Source organism: Pseudomonas taiwanensis (assembly GCF_013393345.1).
Taxonomy (GTDB): Bacteria; Pseudomonadota; Gammaproteobacteria; order Pseudomonadales; family Pseudomonadaceae; genus Metapseudomonas; species Metapseudomonas resinovorans_C.
The window spans coordinates 284633-301631 of record NZ_QJRF01000061.1 but is presented as its reverse complement, the minus strand read 5'-3'; the positions used below and the strand labels follow the sequence as shown (position 1 = coordinate 301631).

At 64.4% G+C, this 16999-nt stretch carries 14 protein-coding genes; 12 read left to right on the top strand and 2 right to left on the bottom strand.

What is annotated here, in order from left to right:
• Positions 1-40: 40 nt before the first annotated feature.
• Complete coding sequence (locus tag DM872_RS15780) at positions 41-1879, bottom strand: cation:proton antiporter (protein ID WP_179060370.1); 1839 nt, start codon at positions 1877-1879, stop codon at positions 41-43.
• A gap of 76 nt (positions 1880-1955) precedes the next feature.
• Here DM872_RS15780 and xerD point away from each other — a divergent pair, with 76 nt between their 5' ends.
• The 4 genes from xerD (at position 1956) to thrC (ending at position 6631) form a co-directional block, all read left to right on the top strand.
• Positions 1956-2852: a site-specific tyrosine recombinase XerD gene (gene xerD / locus DM872_RS15775; RefSeq protein WP_179060369.1), complete on the top strand. Its 897-nt coding sequence runs from the start codon at positions 1956-1958 to the stop codon at positions 2850-2852.
• Positions 2853-2989: 137 nt separating this feature from the next.
• Complete coding sequence (locus tag DM872_RS15770) at positions 2990-3718, top strand: disulfide isomerase DsbC N-terminal domain-containing protein (RefSeq protein WP_179060368.1); 729 nt, start codon at positions 2990-2992, stop codon at positions 3716-3718.
• A gap of 110 nt (positions 3719-3828) precedes the next feature.
• Positions 3829-5133: a homoserine dehydrogenase gene (locus tag DM872_RS15765; protein ID WP_077526769.1), complete on the top strand. Its 1305-nt coding sequence runs from the start codon at positions 3829-3831 to the stop codon at positions 5131-5133.
• 88 nt (positions 5134-5221) lie between these two features.
• A complete protein-coding gene (thrC, locus tag DM872_RS15760) occupies positions 5222-6631 on the top strand; it encodes a threonine synthase (RefSeq protein ID WP_179060367.1) in 1410 nt (469 codons plus the stop codon).
• Positions 6632-6962: 331 nt separating this feature from the next.
• Here thrC and DM872_RS15755 read toward each other — a convergent pair whose 3' ends face one another.
• A complete protein-coding gene (locus DM872_RS15755; protein ID WP_179060366.1) occupies positions 6963-8162 on the bottom strand; it encodes a CaiB/BaiF CoA transferase family protein in 1200 nt (399 codons plus the stop codon).
• 202 nt (positions 8163-8364) lie between these two features.
• On the opposite strand from DM872_RS15755, the gene DM872_RS15750 reads away from it, so the two are divergent.
• From DM872_RS15750 to DM872_RS15715, 8 genes are all read left to right on the top strand, one after another.
• Positions 8365-9519 (top strand): GGDEF domain-containing protein, encoded by a 1155-nt coding sequence (locus tag DM872_RS15750; protein ID WP_179060365.1) that lies wholly within the window; start codon positions 8365-8367, stop codon positions 9517-9519.
• 72 nt (positions 9520-9591) lie between these two features.
• Positions 9592-10131, top strand: coding sequence for a YaeQ family protein (locus DM872_RS15745; protein WP_077526776.1), 540 nt, complete (start codon positions 9592-9594; stop codon positions 10129-10131).
• A 100-nt stretch (positions 10132-10231) separates the two neighbouring features.
• On the top strand, positions 10232-11947 hold the full coding sequence (recJ, locus tag DM872_RS15740) for a single-stranded-DNA-specific exonuclease RecJ (protein WP_179060364.1): 1716 nt from the start codon (positions 10232-10234) through the stop codon (positions 11945-11947).
• A 457-nt stretch (positions 11948-12404) separates the two neighbouring features.
• Positions 12405-12827 (top strand): YciI family protein, encoded by a 423-nt coding sequence (locus tag DM872_RS15735; protein WP_179060363.1) that lies wholly within the window; start codon positions 12405-12407, stop codon positions 12825-12827.
• 29 nt (positions 12828-12856) lie between these two features.
• Positions 12857-13270 carry a VOC family protein gene (locus tag DM872_RS15730; protein WP_179060362.1) on the top strand — a complete coding sequence of 138 codons (414 nt, stop codon included), beginning with the start codon at positions 12857-12859 and terminating at the stop codon, positions 13268-13270.
• 82 nt (positions 13271-13352) lie between these two features.
• Positions 13353-15059, top strand: coding sequence for a SulP family inorganic anion transporter (locus tag DM872_RS15725; protein WP_179060361.1), 1707 nt, complete (start codon positions 13353-13355; stop codon positions 15057-15059).
• Positions 15060-15095: 36 nt separating this feature from the next.
• A complete protein-coding gene (locus DM872_RS15720) occupies positions 15096-15533 on the top strand; it encodes a nucleoside deaminase (protein ID WP_179060360.1) in 438 nt (145 codons plus the stop codon).
• A 342-nt stretch (positions 15534-15875) separates the two neighbouring features.
• Positions 15876-16991: an AI-2E family transporter gene (locus DM872_RS15715; RefSeq protein WP_179060359.1), complete on the top strand. Its 1116-nt coding sequence runs from the start codon at positions 15876-15878 to the stop codon at positions 16989-16991.
• Positions 16992-16999: the final 8 nt, after the last annotated feature.

Below are 16999 nucleotides of genomic sequence, written 5' to 3'. Positions count from 1 at the left end.
TCCTGTCACCAGACTAAGGATAGGCTGGCCACGCCGCCCGTCAGTGTGTTTGCACCAGAGTGCGATCAGCGGTAACACCGGGTTGCGCCTCAGTTTCGATCAGGGACACGAGGGTCCAGTCCTTTTCGGGAACGAAATCCGGCGGATTGCCGGTCAGGTGCACCCAGCCGCGAGGGTCTTGCGCCAACAACAAGGTCGCACGGTTGCCGTGCAGTGCCTGGTATTCCTCCCAGCCGAAAGCGGCAGTCAGGGTGGTGGTACGAACGTCGGCGCCCTTGGCCAGGTAGCTGGCGAACTGCGGGAAGGTCAGCGCCTGATTGCCCAGGGGGCGCCCGCGGACGGTTTCGCTGGCGCGGTGCTTCTCACTGCGACGACTTTCATGGCCGCTGGGCAGGGTAAAGCGCCGCTGGGCATTGAAGTCGTGGCGGAAGTGCATGCAAGCCAGGGCGTTGAGTTCACTGGACGGCGACAGGGCCAGCAGGTGACCGAGGCCCACCAGGTCGAGGTGCGCCTCGGCATGTTGCGATGTGGGATTGCCGAAGTAGGTGGGCAGGTTGTCCATGCGTGCGGCGCGAATGTTCTCCCAGCTGGAGTCGGTGAGCAGCACGCGGCTGCCCAGATTCTGCAGCGCCTTGCCGACCTCGCGGGCGACAGGGTTCGCGCCGATGATGAGGAAGCCCGACGGGGCCGGTTCGGCAACTTTCAGCAGCCGAGCCAGCGGACGCGCAGTTGCGCTCTGTAATACGACGGTGCCGATGATCACCATGAAGGTCAGGGGAACCAGCAGCAGCGCCTGCTCGTGACCGGCCTCGATCAGACGCAGGGAGAAGATGGCCGACACCGCCGCCGCGACTATCCCGCGCGGAGCGATCCACGCCAACAGCGCGCGTTCCCGCCAGTTGAGGCTCGACCCCCAGGTGCTGACCGCAATATTGAGTGGCCGCGCGATGAACTGGATCACTGCCAGCAACAGCAGGGTCGCCGGTCCCAAGGCGATCAGGGCGGAAAAGTCCAGGCGTGCGGCCAGGAGGATGAACAGCCCGGAAATCAGCAGCACGCTGAGGTTTTCCTTGAAGTGCAGGATCTGCCGCACATCCACGCCACGCATGTTGGCCAGTCCCATGCCCATCACGGTCACCGCCAGCAGACCCGATTCATGCACCAGCAGGTTGGCGCTGATGAAAACGCCGAGCACCGCCGCCAGGGCTGCAAGGTTCTGCAGGTACTCCGGCAGCCAGTGGCGGCGCATCGCCACGCCGAACAGCCATCCACCCGCAGCGCCCAGCAGGCAACCGCAGGCGATGACGCTGGCGAAGGTGGAAAGGCTGGCGAGCCAGCCACCGTCCTCGCGGCTGACGATGAAGCTGAATACAACCACGGCCAGCAGCGCGCCGATGGGGTCGATGACGATGCCTTCCCAGCGCAGGATGTTGGCGATCGACGAGCGTGGGCGCACGACCCGCAACATCGGCACGATCACCGTGGGCCCGGTGACCAGGGTCAGGGTGCCGAACAGCAGCGCCAGTTCCCAGGAGAAATCCAGCAGCCAATGCGTGGTGATTGCGATCACTGCCCATGTCAGCAACGCGCCGACGGTCACCATGCGCTGCACCACACTGCCGATCTCGCGCCATTCGGAGAAATGCAGGGTCAGGCTGCCCTCGAACAGGATCAGCGCCACCGACAGGGAAATCAGCGGGAACAGCAGCGGGCCGAACAGCGCTTCCGGGTCCAGCAGGCCGGTCACCGGGCCGCCAAGGATGCCGGCCACCAGCAGGAAGAGGATCGCCGGCAGGCGCAGGCGCCAGGCCAGCCACTGGCAGAACAGCGCCGCCGCGCCGATGCCGCCCAGGCCAAGCAGGATGTGGTGTTCGCTCATTTGAAGTCCTTGTCGGGGATGAATCGTCTACAGCGCTATGAAAGACTAGCGACTCGTACAGTCAAGGCCGTCATTCATGCCCGCGCTAGACCATCTCCTGATCGACCGATTCCTCGATGCCCTCTGGCTGGAAAAGGGACTTTCCGAACACACCCGCTCGGCCTATCGCAGCGACCTCGCACACTTCAACGGCTGGCTCGACGAGCGCGGCCTGGCGCTGGACAAGGCGGGTCGCGACCTGATCCTCGACCACCTCGCCTGGCGCCTGGAACAGGGCTACAAGGCGCGCTCTACTGCACGTTTCCTCTCCGGCCTGCGCGGTTTTTACCGCTTCCTCCTGCGTGAGAACCTGATCCTCGAAGACCCGACCTTGCAAGTGGACCTGCCGCAACTGGGCCGGCCCCTGCCCAAGTCGCTGTCCGAGGCTGATGTGGAGGCCCTGCTGGAAGCGCCGGAGCTGGACGATCCGATCGGCATGCGCGACCGCGCGATGCTCGAAGTGCTCTACGCCTGCGGCCTGCGCGTCACCGAGCTGGTGAGCCTGACCCTGGAGCAGGTCAACCTGCGCCAGGGCGTTCTCAAGGTCTTTGGCAAGGGCAGCAAGGAACGCCTGGTGCCCCTGGGCGAAGAAGCGATTGCCTGGATCGAGCGCTACCAGCGAGAAGCGCGGCCCTTCCTCCTCGACGGCAAGCCCAGCGACGTGCTTTTCCCCAGCCTGCGGGGCGACCAGATGACGCGCCAGACCTTCTGGCACCGCATCAAGCACCATGCGCAGGTGGCCAGCATCGGCAAGTCGCTGTCGCCGCACACCCTGCGCCATGCCTTTGCCACCCACTTGCTCAACCATGGCGCCGACCTGCGCGTGGTGCAGATGCTGCTCGGCCACAGCGACCTGTCCACCACCCAGATCTACACCCATATCGCCCGCGCCCGACTACAGGAGCTTCACGCGCGCCACCACCCGAGGGGGTGAGCCGGAAAGGCGACGCATGCATCGCCGGCACCAGCCAGCCGCCTACGCAATCCGCCGGGCATCAGGCGTCTGCGGGCCCGGCCTTCTGTGGTAGGCTTGAGCCGTTTCCGTACGTCCGCCGCTCGACAGGAGTACCCATGCGCGTGACCCGTCTTATCGCCGGCCTGGCCCTTGGCCTCGCCAGCACCATCAGCCTCGCCGACGACCCGGACCAGGCCATCCGCAAGACCCTCGATGCCCTGGAACTCGGGCTGCCCATCGAGTCCATCGGTGAAAGCCCGATGAGCGGCATCTACCAGGTGCAACTGAAGGGCGGTCGCATGCTCTACACCAGCGCCGACGGCCAGTACCTGATGCAGGGCTACCTGTACCACGTGCAGAACGGCAAGCCGGTGAACCTCACCGAGCAGGCCGAGAGCCGCTCCATCGCCAAGGAAATCAACGCCATCCCAGCCAGCGAGATGGTGGTGTTCTCGCCCAAGGAGCCGGCCAAGGCGCATATCACCGTATTCACCGACACCGACTGCGGCTACTGCCAGAAGCTGCACAGCGAAGTGCCGGAACTGAATCGCCGCGGTATCGAAGTGCGTTACGTCGCCTTCCCGCGCCAGGGTATCGGCAGCCATGGCTACAACAGCCTGGTCAGCGTCTGGTGCAGCAAGGATCGCCAGGAGGCCATGAACAAGGCCAAATCCCGCGAAGAACTGCCGGCTGCGAAATGCGATAACCCGGTGGCCAAGCAGTTCGAACTGGGCCAGATGATCGGCGTCAACGGCACCCCGGCCATCGTGCTGGGCAATGGCCAGATGATTCCGGGCTACCAGCCGGCTCCGCAGCTGGCCAAACTGGCCCTCGAAGCCAAGTAATCCGGGCGTCCAGCTTGATTGACCAATAAACAGCCGCTTCGTAAAGTGCGGCTCTTTTCCTCGGCCGGGACACACCCGGCCGTTTTCGCAGTGATGATGGGGAGTTCAGCGTGAAGCCGGTAAAAGTAGGCATCTGTGGCCTTGGGACCGTCGGTGGCGGCACCTTCAACGTACTCAAACGCAACGCCGAGGAGATTGCCCGCCGTGCCGGGCGTGGAATCGAAGTTGCCCAGATTGCCGCTCGTCGTCCCAACCCGAAGTGTGAAACCGGCGCTACCCCCATCACCGCCGACATCTTCGACGTGGCCAACAACCCGGAAATCGACATCGTCATCGAACTGATCGGTGGCTACACCCTGGCCCGTGAGCTGGTCATGAAGGCCATCGAGAACGGCAAGCACGTGGTCACCGCCAACAAGGCGCTGATTGCCGTGCATGGCAATGAAATCTTCGCCAAGGCCCGCGAGAAGGGCGTCATGGTCGCCTTCGAAGCGGCCGTCGCCGGCGGTATCCCAGTGATCAAGGCGATCCGCGAAGGCCTCGCCGCCAACCGCATCAACTGGCTGGCCGGCATCATCAACGGCACCGGCAACTTCATCCTCACCGAAATGCGTGAGAAAGGCCGCGCCTTCGAGGACGTGCTGAAAGAAGCCCAGGCCCTGGGCTACGCCGAAGCCGACCCGACCTTCGACGTCGAAGGCATCGACGCCGCCCACAAGCTGACCATCCTCGCGTCCATCGCCTTCGGCATTCCGCTGCAGTTCGACAAGGCCTACACCGAAGGCATCTCGAAACTGACCAGCGCCGACGTCAACTACGCCGAGGCCCTGGGCTACCGCATCAAGCACCTGGGCGTGGCGCGTCGCACAGACAGCGGTTTCGAGCTGCGCGTGCATCCGACCCTGATCCCGGCCGACCGCCTGATCGCCAACGTCAACGGCGTGATGAACGCCGTCATGGTCAACGGCGATGCCGCCGGCAGCACCCTCTACTACGGCGCTGGCGCCGGCATGGAGGCCACCGCCTCTGCCGTGGTTGCCGACGTGGTGGACGTGGTCCGTGCGCTGACCACCGACCCGGAAAACCATGTGCCGCACCTGGCCTTCCAGCCAGACTCCCTGTCCGACCACCCGATCCTGCCGATCGAAGCCTGCGAAAGCGCCTACTACCTGCGCATCCAGGCCAAGGACCATCCGGGCGTGCTGGCGCAGGTCGCGACCATCCTGTCGGAACGCGGCATCAACATCGAATCCATCATGCAGAAAGAAGTCGAAGAGCAGGACGGCCTGGTGCCGATGATCCTGGTTACCCACCGGGTCGTCGAGGCGCGCGTCAACGACGCCATCGCCGCGCTGGAAGCTCTGGAAGACGTGGTAGGCAGCGTAGTGCGCATCCGCGTCGAGCAACTGAACTAAGCAGCCGCCGGGCCCCGGTGCTGCCGCGAGGGGCGATCCCCCGGAGCGTCGCACCAACCCCGGCCGCTCGAAACCAAGGTTTTAAGACATGCGCTATATCAGTACCCGCGGCCAGGCTCCGGCCCTGAACTTCGAAGACGTGCTGCTGGCTGGCCTGGCCAGCGACGGCGGCCTCTACGTCCCGGAAAACCTGCCGCGCTTCACCCAGGAAGAAATCGCCTCCTGGGCCGGCCTGCCCTACCACGAACTGGCCTTCCGTGTGATGCGCCCCTTCGTGACCGGCAGCATTGCCGATGCCGATTTCAAGAAGATCCTCGAAGAAACCTATGGCGCCTTCGCCCACAACGCCGTGGCGCCGCTGCGTCAGCTGAACGGCAACGAGTGGGTGCTGGAGCTGTTCCACGGCCCGACCCTGGCCTTCAAGGACTTCGCCCTGCAACTGCTGGGCCGTCTGCTCGACCACGTGCTGAGCAAGCGCGGCGAGCGCGTGGTGATCATGGGCGCCACCTCGGGTGACACCGGCTCGGCCGCCATCGAAGGCTGCAAGGCCTGCGAGCACGTCGACATCTTCATCATGCACCCGCACAATCGTGTGTCCGAGGTGCAGCGCCGCCAGATGACCACCATCCTCGGCGAGAACATCCACAACATCGCGGTCGAGGGCAACTTCGACGACTGCCAGGAGATGGTCAAGGCGAGCTTCGCCGACCAGGGCTTCCTCAAGGGCACCCGTCTGGTCGCGGTCAACTCGATCAACTGGGCGCGGATCATGGCCCAGATCGTCTACTACTTCCACGCAGCCCTGCAGCTTGGCGGCCCGGCGCGTTCCGTGGCCTTCTCCGTGCCCACCGGCAACTTCGGCGATATCTTCGCCGGCTACCTGGCGCGCAACATGGGCCTGCCGATCAGCCAGCTGATCGTCGCCACCAACCGCAACGACATCCTGCACCGCTTCATGAGCGGCAATCAGTACGTCAAGGACACCCTGCACCCGACCCTGTCGCCGTCGATGGACATCATGGTTTCGTCCAACTTCGAGCGGCTGCTGTTCGACCTGCACGGTCGCAACGGTTCGGCCATCGCCAACCTGATGGACACCTTCAAGCAGGGCGGCGGTTTCAGCGTCGAGGAAGACCGCTGGACCGAAGCACGCAAGCTGTTCGACTCCCTGGCCGTGGATGACGCCGCCACCTGCGAAACCATCGCCGAGGTGTACGAGGAGTGCGGCGAGCTGCTGGACCCGCATACCGCCATCGGCGTTCGCGCCGCCCGCGAATGCCGTCGCAGCCTGGCCACCCCGATGGTAATCCTCGGCACCGCCCACCCGGTCAAGTTCCCGGAAGCGGTGGAGAAGGCTGGCGTCGGCCAGGCCCCGGCACTGCCGCCACACCTCGCCGACCTGTTCCAGCGTGAAGAGCGTTGCACCGTGCTGCCGAACGACCTGAAGCAGATTCAGGCCTTCGTCAGCCAGCATGGCAACCGCGGCAAGCCGCTGTAAGCCAGGCACCAGAATGAAAAGGCCGGCTCCCGAAAGGGGCCGGCCTTTTTTATTGCCTCATGGAATGGGAGGGAAAATCTGTGGGGGCGAATTCATTCGCTAAGAGCAGCGCAGCTGCCCCCTGAATATCCAAATGGCAGGCCATCGGCCTGCTCAGCGAATGAATTCGCCCCCACAGTCACAGCGTCCGCTCGGCCCAACACCGGAGGTGGGCACTGCTCCGAATGGTGGAATTAAAAAGCGACTTCCACCCTACAAATTGCGGGTGATTGACTGCGAAAACTTTGCAGGGGCGAATTCATTCGCCAAGGGATGCGCAGCATCCCCGCGATCAGATCGCCCCATCCCCCTTCAACGCCGCCACCTGCTCGACGCTGTACCCCAGCCCCGCCAGCACTTCGCCGTTGTGCTCGCCCAGTTCCGGGCCGATCCATTCGGTCGAACCGGGTGTATCGGAGAGTTTGGGCACAATCCCCGGCATCTTGAACGGCTTGCCGTCCGGCAGCTTCGCCGAGAGGAACATCTCGCGGGCGAGGAATTGCGGGTCGGCGAACATGTCCTCGGCGGAGAAGATGCGACTGGCCGGCACTTCGGCGCGATTCAGCACGGCCAGCACCTCGTCCAGCGGTAGCGAGCCCACCCAGCGGTCGATCACCCCGTAGAGTTCATCGCGGCGGGCGTCCCGGCCATCGTTGCTGGCCAGGGTCGGATCGTTGGCCAGGTCCTCACGGCCGATGCCCAGCATGAAGCGTTTGAAGATGGCATCGCCGTTCGCGCCGATCTGCACATGGCGGCCATCGGCGGCGGTGTGGATGGAGGAGGGGGTGATGCCGGGCATGATGTTGCCGGTGCGTTCACGGATGAAACCAAACACATCGAACTCCGGCACCATGCTTTCCATCATGGCGAACACCGCTTCGTAGAGCGCCACGTCCACCACCTGGCCCTGGCCACCGTTCACCTCGCGGTGGCGCAGCGCCATGAGTGCGCCGATCACGCCCCAGAGTGCGGCGATGGAGTCGCCGATAGAGATGCCGGTACGCACCGGTGGACGATCCTCGAAACCGGTGATGTAACGCAGACCGCCCATGGATTCGCCCACCGCGCCGAAGCCCGGCTGGTCCTTGTAGGGACCCGTCTGGCCGAAGCCGGATAGCCGCACCATCACCAGCTTCGGGTTCAGCGCATGGATCACCTCCCAGCCCAGCCCCAGCTTTTCCAGCACGCCGGGGCGGAAGTTCTCGATGAGGATGTCCGCTTCAGTCAGCAGCTTCTTGAGGATTTCCTGGCCTTCAGGGTGTTTCAGGTTCAGCGTCAGCGACTTCTTGTTGCGTGCCTGCACGAACCACCAGAGCGACGTGCCTTCGTACAGCTTGCGCCACTTGCGCAGCGGGTCGCCGCCGTCTGGGGATTCGATCTTGATGACTTCTGCGCCGAATTCCGCGCACAGGCGCGACGCGAAGGGGCCGGCGATCAGCGTACCGAGCTCGATAACTTTGAGGCCGGCGAGGGGTTTGGCAGGGGCGTTCATCGGGATATCCATGGGCCAGGCAATGGCGGCGACTCTACTCCCTCGGGGGTTGTTGCGAACAGCCTGGTTTGCCGCTGGCGCACCCTCGCGGGGCGACTTAAAGTTCTTGGCAGGACCCTGATTCGCGTGCCTTGACCGCCATGCCAGAACGCCTCGCCAGCCGCAGCCACTTGTCGCCCGGAACGTGCCGGGAGGAGGGTGCATGCAACTGAATGTCCCCACGCTGGTGCTTGTGGATATCTATGTCCTCGCCCTGGTGGGCCTGCTCATGCTGCACGCCTGGCGTCGTGGCCGCCGCGAACCGACGCTCGGTTATCTCGCGGCCATGCTGTTGCTGGGAGCCCTGGGAACCGTGCTGGGCAGCTTGCGCGGCGTCGGCATGGACTTCGTGCCCCTGGTGCTGGGCAATGTGGTGTTGCACTTCTGCGCGGCCATGAACTGGACCGCCATGCGGGTGTTCGCCGGGCGTCAACCACACGTGCCGGGAATCTGCGCCGGCGCGTTGGTATGGGTGCTGCTCTGTCTCAACCCGGCCTTCTACGAATCCCTGACCGTGCGCATCGCGGTCAGCTCGTTGATCACAGTCTGTTATTGCGGGCTGAGCGCCCACGAGCTCTGGCGCAGTCGCCAGTCGCTGGAAGTGGCCTACATGCCGGCCCTGGTACTGACCGTCTTCCACATGGTGTTCTACAGCGTGCGCATCGTGATCGATCGCGGCATGCCCTTCGATGCGGCCCTGGCCAGTAGCGGCCAGGGCACCAACTTCTTTTCCCTGCTGGTATTCGAGACCCTGCTGTACGCCATCGGTATCGCTTTCGTCACCCTGTCCATGGTCAAGGAACGCGCCGAACTGAAGTTTCGTGCCGCCGCCTATTGCGATCCGCTCACCGGCGTCGGCAACCGGCGCGCCTTCATGACCACCGGCGAATACCTCCTGGAGAGCTGCGAGCACCGGCGTGAGCCGGTAGCCCTGCTGCTCTGCGACCTCGACCACTTCAAGCGCCTGAACGACAGCTATGGCCACGCCACCGGCGACGAGGCCCTGGTGGCGTTCACCCGCATCGCCGTCGGCAGCATGCGCAAGCAGGACGTGTTCGGTCGCATCGGTGGCGAGGAATTCGCCTGCCTGCTGGCCGATGCCGACGATGAAGCCGGCGCCCAGGTGGCCGAGCGTATTCGCCGCGAGTTCGCCGAGGTGCCCTTCCAGGAGCCGGGAGAGCTCAGCGTCAGCATCGGTATCGTCAGCTCCAGGGACGCCGGCTACGACCTGTTCCGCCTGCTCTCGCTGGCCGACGACGCGCTCTACGCCGCGAAGGACAAGGGCCGCAACCGCATTCAGCGCTATCCCGCCGATTAGCCGGAAGGCTCAGCCAAGGCGGAGGAATCAGGGTAGACTTGCCGCCCTCCGAGAATCACCAAGAAGCCCGCCATGGCCCTCCAAGCGACCCCCTACAAAGTCGACCTCAACCTCACTGACCTCGACCGCAGCGTCTACGAGAACCTGCGTTTCACCGTTGCCAAGCACCCCTCGGAAACCGAGGAACGCCTGGCTGTGCGGTTGATCGCCTACGCGCTGTGGTACCACGAGCAGCTGTCGTTCGGCCGTGGCCTGTCGGACGTGGACGAGCCGGCCCTGTGGGAAAAGAGCCTGGATGACCGCGTCCTGCACTGGATCGAAGTGGGCCAGCCGGATGCCGAGCGCATCACCTGGTGCTCGCGCCGTACCGAGCGTTTCAGCCTGGTGGCCTACGGCAACCTGCGCGTCTGGCAGAACAAGGTGCTGGATGGCGTGCGCAGCCTGAAGAACATCAACGTCGTCGCCGTCGGCCAGGAAGCCCTGGAAGAATTGGCCCGCGACCTGCCGCGCTCAATCAGCTGGAGCGTGATGATCAGCGACGGTGAGCTGTTCATCACCGATGAGCGCGGCCAGCACGAAGTCCCGCTGGAGTGGCTCGCCGGGGAACGTTGATCGGAAGTCCGGAGGATTTCCGGGGCAGGGCGCCAAGCCTTTGCCCCAAGGCCCTTTCCCGGGAGGGAGAGGGGAAGTCGATTCAAAGATTGGACCTTCCATGCGTATCGAACACCGCGTCCTGCCCGATGTCCTGCCCGACCTGGGCGAGCTACCCCCGCTGCTGACCCGTCTCTACGCCGCCCGTGGCGTTCAGTCCGTGGCGGAGCTGGACAAGAGCCTGGCGCGGTTGATCCCCTACCAGCAGCTCAAGGGCATCGATGCCGCTGTAGAGCTGCTGGTGGAGGCGCTGGAGAAGCGCCAGCGCATTCTCTACGTCGGCGACTTCGATGCCGACGGCGCCACTGCCAGCAGCGTCGGCGTACTCGGCCTGCGCATGCTCGGCGCCTTCCACGTCGATTACCTGGTGCCTAATCGCTTCGAGTACGGCTATGGCCTGACGCCGGAGATCGTTGCCGTCGCGCTGACCCGCCAGCCCGACCTGCTGGTGACGGTGGACAACGGTATCTCCAGCGTCGAAGGCGTGGCCGCTGCCAAGGCCGCCGGGCTCAAGGTGCTGGTCACCGATCACCACCTGCCGGGGCCGGAATTGCCGGCGGCGGACGCCATCGTCAATCCCAACCAGCCCGGCTGCGATTTCCCCAGCAAGTCCCTGGCCGGCGTTGGCGTGATCTTCTACGTCCTGATGGCCCTGCGCGCGCGCCTGCGTGAGGTCGACTGGTTCGCTCGTGCCGGCCTCAAGGAACCCAACCTGGGCGATCTGCTCGACCTGGTGGCCCTGGGCAGCGTCGCCGACGTGGTGCCCCTGGACGCCAACAACCGCATCCTCGTGCACCAGGGCCTCGCGCGTATCCGCGCCGGCCGCGCCCGTGCCGGTCTCAAGGCGATCCTCGAAGTCGCCGGCCGCCCGGCAGGGCGCATCACCTCCACCGACCTGGGCTTCATCCTCGGCCCGCGCCTCAACGCTGCCGGCCGCCTGGACGACATGAGCCTCGGCATCGAATGCCTGCTTTGCGAAGACGAAGCCCTGGCCCGCGACATGGCCGTGCAGCTGGATCAGCTCAACCAGGACCGCAAGGCCATCGAGCAGGGCATGCAACGCGAGGCGCTGGCCCAGCTGAAGAACCTGCCCATCGAAGACATGCCGTTCGGGCTCTGCGTATTCGAGCCGGACTGGCACCAGGGCGTGATCGGCATCCTCGCCTCGCGTCTGAAAGAACGCTACCACCGCCCGACCATCGCCTTCGCCGATGCCGGTGACGGCCTGCTCAAGGGCTCGGCGCGCTCGGTGCCCGGCTTCCACATCCGCGACGCGCTGGATGCCGTCGCCGCCCGTCATCCGGGCCTGATCAGCAAGTTCGGCGGCCACGCGATGGCGGCCGGCCTGTCCCTGCCTGTGGAAAACTTCGGCGCCTTCGCCGCGGCCTTCGACGCCGAGACGCGCCGGCAGCTCGATGAAGACGATCTCACCGGCCGCCTGCTCTCCGACGGCCAACTGAGCATCGAGGAATTCCACCTGGAGCTGGCCCGTGCCCTGCGCCTGGCCGGCCCCTGGGGCCAGCACTTCCCCGAACCGCTGTTCCACGGCGTATTCCAGATCGTCCAGCAGCGCCTGGTCGGCGAACGCCACCTGAAGCTGGTGCTGAAGAGTGAATGCGGCTCGGTGCAACTGGACGGCATCGCCTTCAACATCGACCGCGAGCAATGGCCCAACGCCAGCGTCCGCTGGGCCGAGGTGGCCTACAAGCTGGACGTCAACGAATACCGTGGCCAGGAAAGCGTGCAACTGATGGTCGCCCACATCGCACCGCGCTGATTCCCGTAGCGGACCGTTATGGGCAGACCTTCGGCCTGCTTGGCGATTGAAATCGCCCCCACATTGAAGCCGCGATGGACGCACATCCCCGTAGGTTGGCGCAGAGCGAAGCGAAGCCCAACAAGGCGCGCGCAGCGTGCCCCGCTCCTACGGGGGCTTTGGCGCTTGAGATGGCTACGCCTGCGTTAGTGTCCAGGAGCCTCGTAGGAGCTAGCTTGCTAGCGAAAAGGGGCCATTCGCTGGCAAGCCAGCTCCTACGGGCAATGCAGCTACTTGCTCACCCGTCACCCCATCCGCGCAACTTCTCCATCCAGGGCTACGCTGATCCAGTCCTGCGTCCCCGCGAAGTTTTTTTTCGGCCTGCTGTCGATCTCGTCGAGCCCCCATCGACCAATAAGCACACTCAGCAGGCAACGCTCGCAGGCTGGCGTTCATGCCACCCAACAGGAGAACAACAATGCGCTTCATGGTGATTGTCAAAGCAACCAAGGAATCGGAAGCGGGCATCATGCCCAGCACGGAACTGCTCACGGCCATGGGCCAGTACAACGAGGCGCTGGTCAACGCCGGCGTCCTGCTCTCTGGCGAGGGGTTGCACCCCAGCTCCAGAGGGGCGCGCGTGCAGTTCAAGGGCAAGGACCGTTCCGTCGTCGATGGTCCCTTCGCCGAAACCAAGGAACTGATTGCCGGCTTCTGGCTGTTCAAGGTCAATTCCCTGGAAGAGTGCATCGAGTGGGTCAAACGCTGCCCCAATCCGATGCTGTCCGACTCCGAAATCGAGATTCGTCAGGTGTTCGAGGCCGAAGACTTCGGCGCGGAGTTCACCCCCGAATTGCGCGAGCAGGAACAACGCGTCTTCGAGAAAGCCAAACAGCAGTGACGGCTGAAAAAACCGGACAGGAGACTCTCATGAAAATCGATCCCTACCTCACGTTCGATGGCCAGTGCGGACCAGCCTTCCAGTTCTACGCCAAGGTGCTCAATGGCACGCTGGAAGCCTTTCTGAGCTTCGCCGAAAGCCCTGCCAGCGAAGATGTGCCGGAAAACTTCCGCGACAAGATCATGCATGCCCGCCTGGCGGTGGGTGACCAGGTGATCATGGGCTCGGATTGCCCGCCCCAGGCGCCTTTCACGGGCATCAGCGGCATCAGCGTTTCGATCAATGTCGATCGGATTGTGGAGGCTGAGCGGGTCTTCAATGCCCTGGCCGAGGGTGGCCAGATCCAGATGCCCCTGGCGCAGACCTTCTGGGCCGCACGCTTCGGCATGCTGGTGGACCGCTTCGGAGTGCCCTGGATGATCAACTGTGAGAAAGATCATTAATTCTCAAAAGTGATGCGACGCCGGGGCCATCCCGGCGTTGCGGGCCTAAGCTTCTGAAGTTATCTCAAGCGGACGGCCTTAAATGTTCCTGATCCACAGGCTGCGTGATCGTATCAGCCGTTTCCACTATCGCCGCGAATGGCTGCGCCCTGACCTCATGGCGGGCCTGTCAGTGGCCGCGGTACAGATTCCTACCGCCATCGCTTACGCGCAGATCATCGGTTTTCCCGCTCAGGTCGGGCTCTACGCCTGCATCCTGCCGATGCTGATCTACGCCCTGGTAGGCGGCTCCCGGCAACTGATGGTGGGGCCGGATGCGGCCACTGCCGCCATGGTGGCCGCCGCCATCACCCCCTTGGCGGCGGGCGACCCGCAGCGACTGGTGCATCTGTCGATGATCGTCGCGGTGATGGTCGGACTGTTGTCGATCCTGGCCGGTCTCATCCGCGCTGGATTCATCGCCAGCTTTCTCTCGCGGCCGATCCTGGTGGGTTACCTCAACGGCATCGGTCTCAGCCTGCTGGCCGGCCAGCTCGGCAAGCTGCTGGGCTACCAGAGCGAAACCAGCGGCTTCATCGCCGGCCTGTTGGCGATGATCCGCAACCTCGCCAACACCCACCTGCCGACCCTGGCCCTGGGTGCTGTGGCGCTGTCGTTGATGATCGTCCTGCCCCGGCGCTGGCCACGGCTGCCGGTCTCGCTGGTCGTTCTCGTGCTGGCTTCACTGGCGGCCGCCTTGCTGGGACTCGACCGGCATGGTGTGGCCCTGCTGGGCGCCGTCCCGGCTGGCTTGCCCGAGCTGAGCTGGCCGCGCACCAGCTACCAGGAACTGCTCGGTCTGCTGCGGGACGCCACCGGTATCACCATTGTCAGTTTCTGCAGCGCCATGCTCACCGCCCGCAGCTTCGCTGCCCGCCACGGCTACGCCATCGACGCCAACCATGAGTTCATCGCCCTGGGCCTGGCCAACATCGGCGCCGGGGTCTCGCAGTCCTTCGTCATCAGCGGCGCGGATTCGCGCACGGCGGTGAACGACCTGGTGGGCGGCAAGACGCAGATGGTCAGCGTCGTGGTGGCGCTGGTGATAGTCGCGGTACTGGTGTTCCTCCACGGCCCGCTGGCCTGGGTTCCCATCGCCGCCCTGGGCGCCGTACTGATGCTCGCCGGCTGGGGACTGATCGACTTCCGCGCGCTCAGGGCCTTCTGGCGCCTCAGTCGCTTCGAATGCGGGCTCTGCCTGCTGACCACCGTGGGTGTGCTGGGCGTGGGCGTGTTGCCTGGCATCCTGGTCGCGATATCGCTGGCCCTGCTGCGCCTGCTGTATTTCACCTACCGTCCCACCGATGCGTTGCTCGGCTGGGTGGAAGGTGTCGACGGCCAGGTGGAGATGAGTCGTTATCCACAGGCGACCACCCTGCCGGGGCTGCTGATCTACCGCTTCGACGCGCCGCTGCTGTTCTTCAATGCCGACTACTTCAAGCAGCGCCTGTTGCGCCTGGTGGAGCAGGCGGACCACCCGCGCGCGGTACTGCTCAACGCCGAAACCATGATCAACCTCGATCTGACGGGCCTCGCTACCTTGCGGGAAGTCCAGCAGACGCTGGCAGCCCAGGGTGTCCACTTCGGCTTCGCGCGCCTGTTCGGCCCCACCTATGAATTGCTGCAGCGCTCCGGCGAGCTGGGCGAGCTGAAGCCGCCGCTGGTATTCAGTTCGGTCAGAGCCGGGATCAATGCCTATCAGGTGTGGCTGGCGAAGCAGCCCTTGCAGGCGCCGCAGCCGCTCACGTAAACAGGCGATTCAACCCACGGAAAACAAGGATCGACCATGGACCCCTTCATGCAAGCCGCCATCGAAGAAGCCCGCCAGGGATTGGCCGAGGGCGGAATCCCCATCGGTTCGGTGATCGTCCACAAGGGGCGCATCATCGGCCGGGGCCACAATCGCCGCATCCAGGAAGGCAGTGCCATTAAGCACGGCGAGATGGACGCCTTCGAGAACGCCGGGCGCCAACCCGCCAGCGTCTATCGCGAAGCGGTGCTCTACACCACGCTGTCGCCTTGTTCGATGTGCAGCGGCGCGATCCTGCTCTACGGCATTCCGAAAGTGATCATCGGCGAGAATCGTACTTTCCTCGGCGAGGAAGAGCTGTTGCGCGCCCGTGGCGTGGAGTTGGAAGTACTGCAGGACGCCGAGTGCGTGAAGCTGATGGAGGACTTCATCGCCGCAAGGCCGGAGCTGTGGAGCGAAGATATCGGTGAGTAATGGCTCACCGGTAGTCTGCTTTTCCCTCCATGCGCCCGCGTCGGGACCGGCTCCCAAGAGGGCCGGTCCATCTGCCGTTCAGCGACTATGCTGGTTACCGACAGCATCGATAGTGTGAGGTCGACGCCGCTGCCTGCACGGCGCCCGATAGGGTTCCGAACGCCTGAGTTGCGGTGGAAATGACGATCAAAAGCGATAAATGATTTGGATCAGGTTGCGTCGTTGCTCAAAGATTTTCGCTTTTAGCGCCCACCGAATCGCTGCCAAACAAGAGCGTCATGGGCGTGGTTAGGTCGGTTACCCATTTGGACTGGCTTTGCACTTAGGCAAAAGGAGAATTCGATGCAACCGACTCCCACTTCGGAACGGCTGATAACCCGTGGACTGCTGGATGTCCTGATCCGCGCCGGGCTCATCGCCATCTTGTCTATCGCCTGCTACGAAATCTTCAGCCCCTTCCTCAACCTGATGCTCTGGGCATTGATCCTGGCAGTCACCTTCTATCCCCTGCACGGCATGCTCAAGGAGAAGCTGGGCCTGCGCGACGGGCACGCGGCGACCCTGATCGTAGTCGTATCGGTGGGCTTGCTGATGGTGCCGATCTACCTCCTGGGCATGTCGATAGCCGAATCCGTGCAGGGTGCGCTGGAGCTGATCAAAAGCGGCGACTGGCATATCCCCGCGCCGAACGAATCAGTCGCCAGCTGGCCGCTGATCGGCCAGCCGCTGTACGACTTCTGGCAGCAGGCCTCGCTCGACCTGACCAGTTTGCTGAAGAACCTCATGCCGCACCTGCGTGGCGTGGGGATGACCCTGCTGGGCAAGCTGGCCGGCGTAGGGGCGGGCTTCCTGCTGTTCATCGGCGCGCTGATCGTCGGCGGCATCCTCATGGCCTACGGCGCCAATGGCACCCGCAGCGCCGTGCAGATCGCCTCGCGCATTTCCGGCCCTGACCGCGGCCCGCAGATCGCCAGCCTGTGCACCGCCACCATCCGCGCGGTTGCTCAGGGCGTGGTCGGCATCGCCTTCATCCAGATGCTACTGGTCGGCGTCGGCTTCGTGTTGATGGGCATCCCCGGAGCGGGCTTGCTGGCCATCCTCGTACTGTTGCTGGGCATCATGCAGTTGCCCGTGTTGCTGATCACGATTCCGGTCATCGGATACGTCCTGGCCACCGAGGGCGCGACGGCCGGCACCATCATCTTCTCCATCTACATCTTCGTTGCCGGCATGTCTGACAACATCCTCAAACCCCTGCTGCTGGGCCGTGGCGTCAATGTGCCGATGCCGGTGGTGCTGATCGGTGCGCTGGGCGGGATGGTCACCAGCGGCATCATCGGGCTGTTCATCGGGCCCGTCATGCTCGCCGTTGGCTACATGCTGTTCTGGCACTGGGTCGACGACCAGCCGGAGAGCGCGGCGGTGACAACCACTGCAGAAGAAGAAACGACGACCTGACGCTCCGA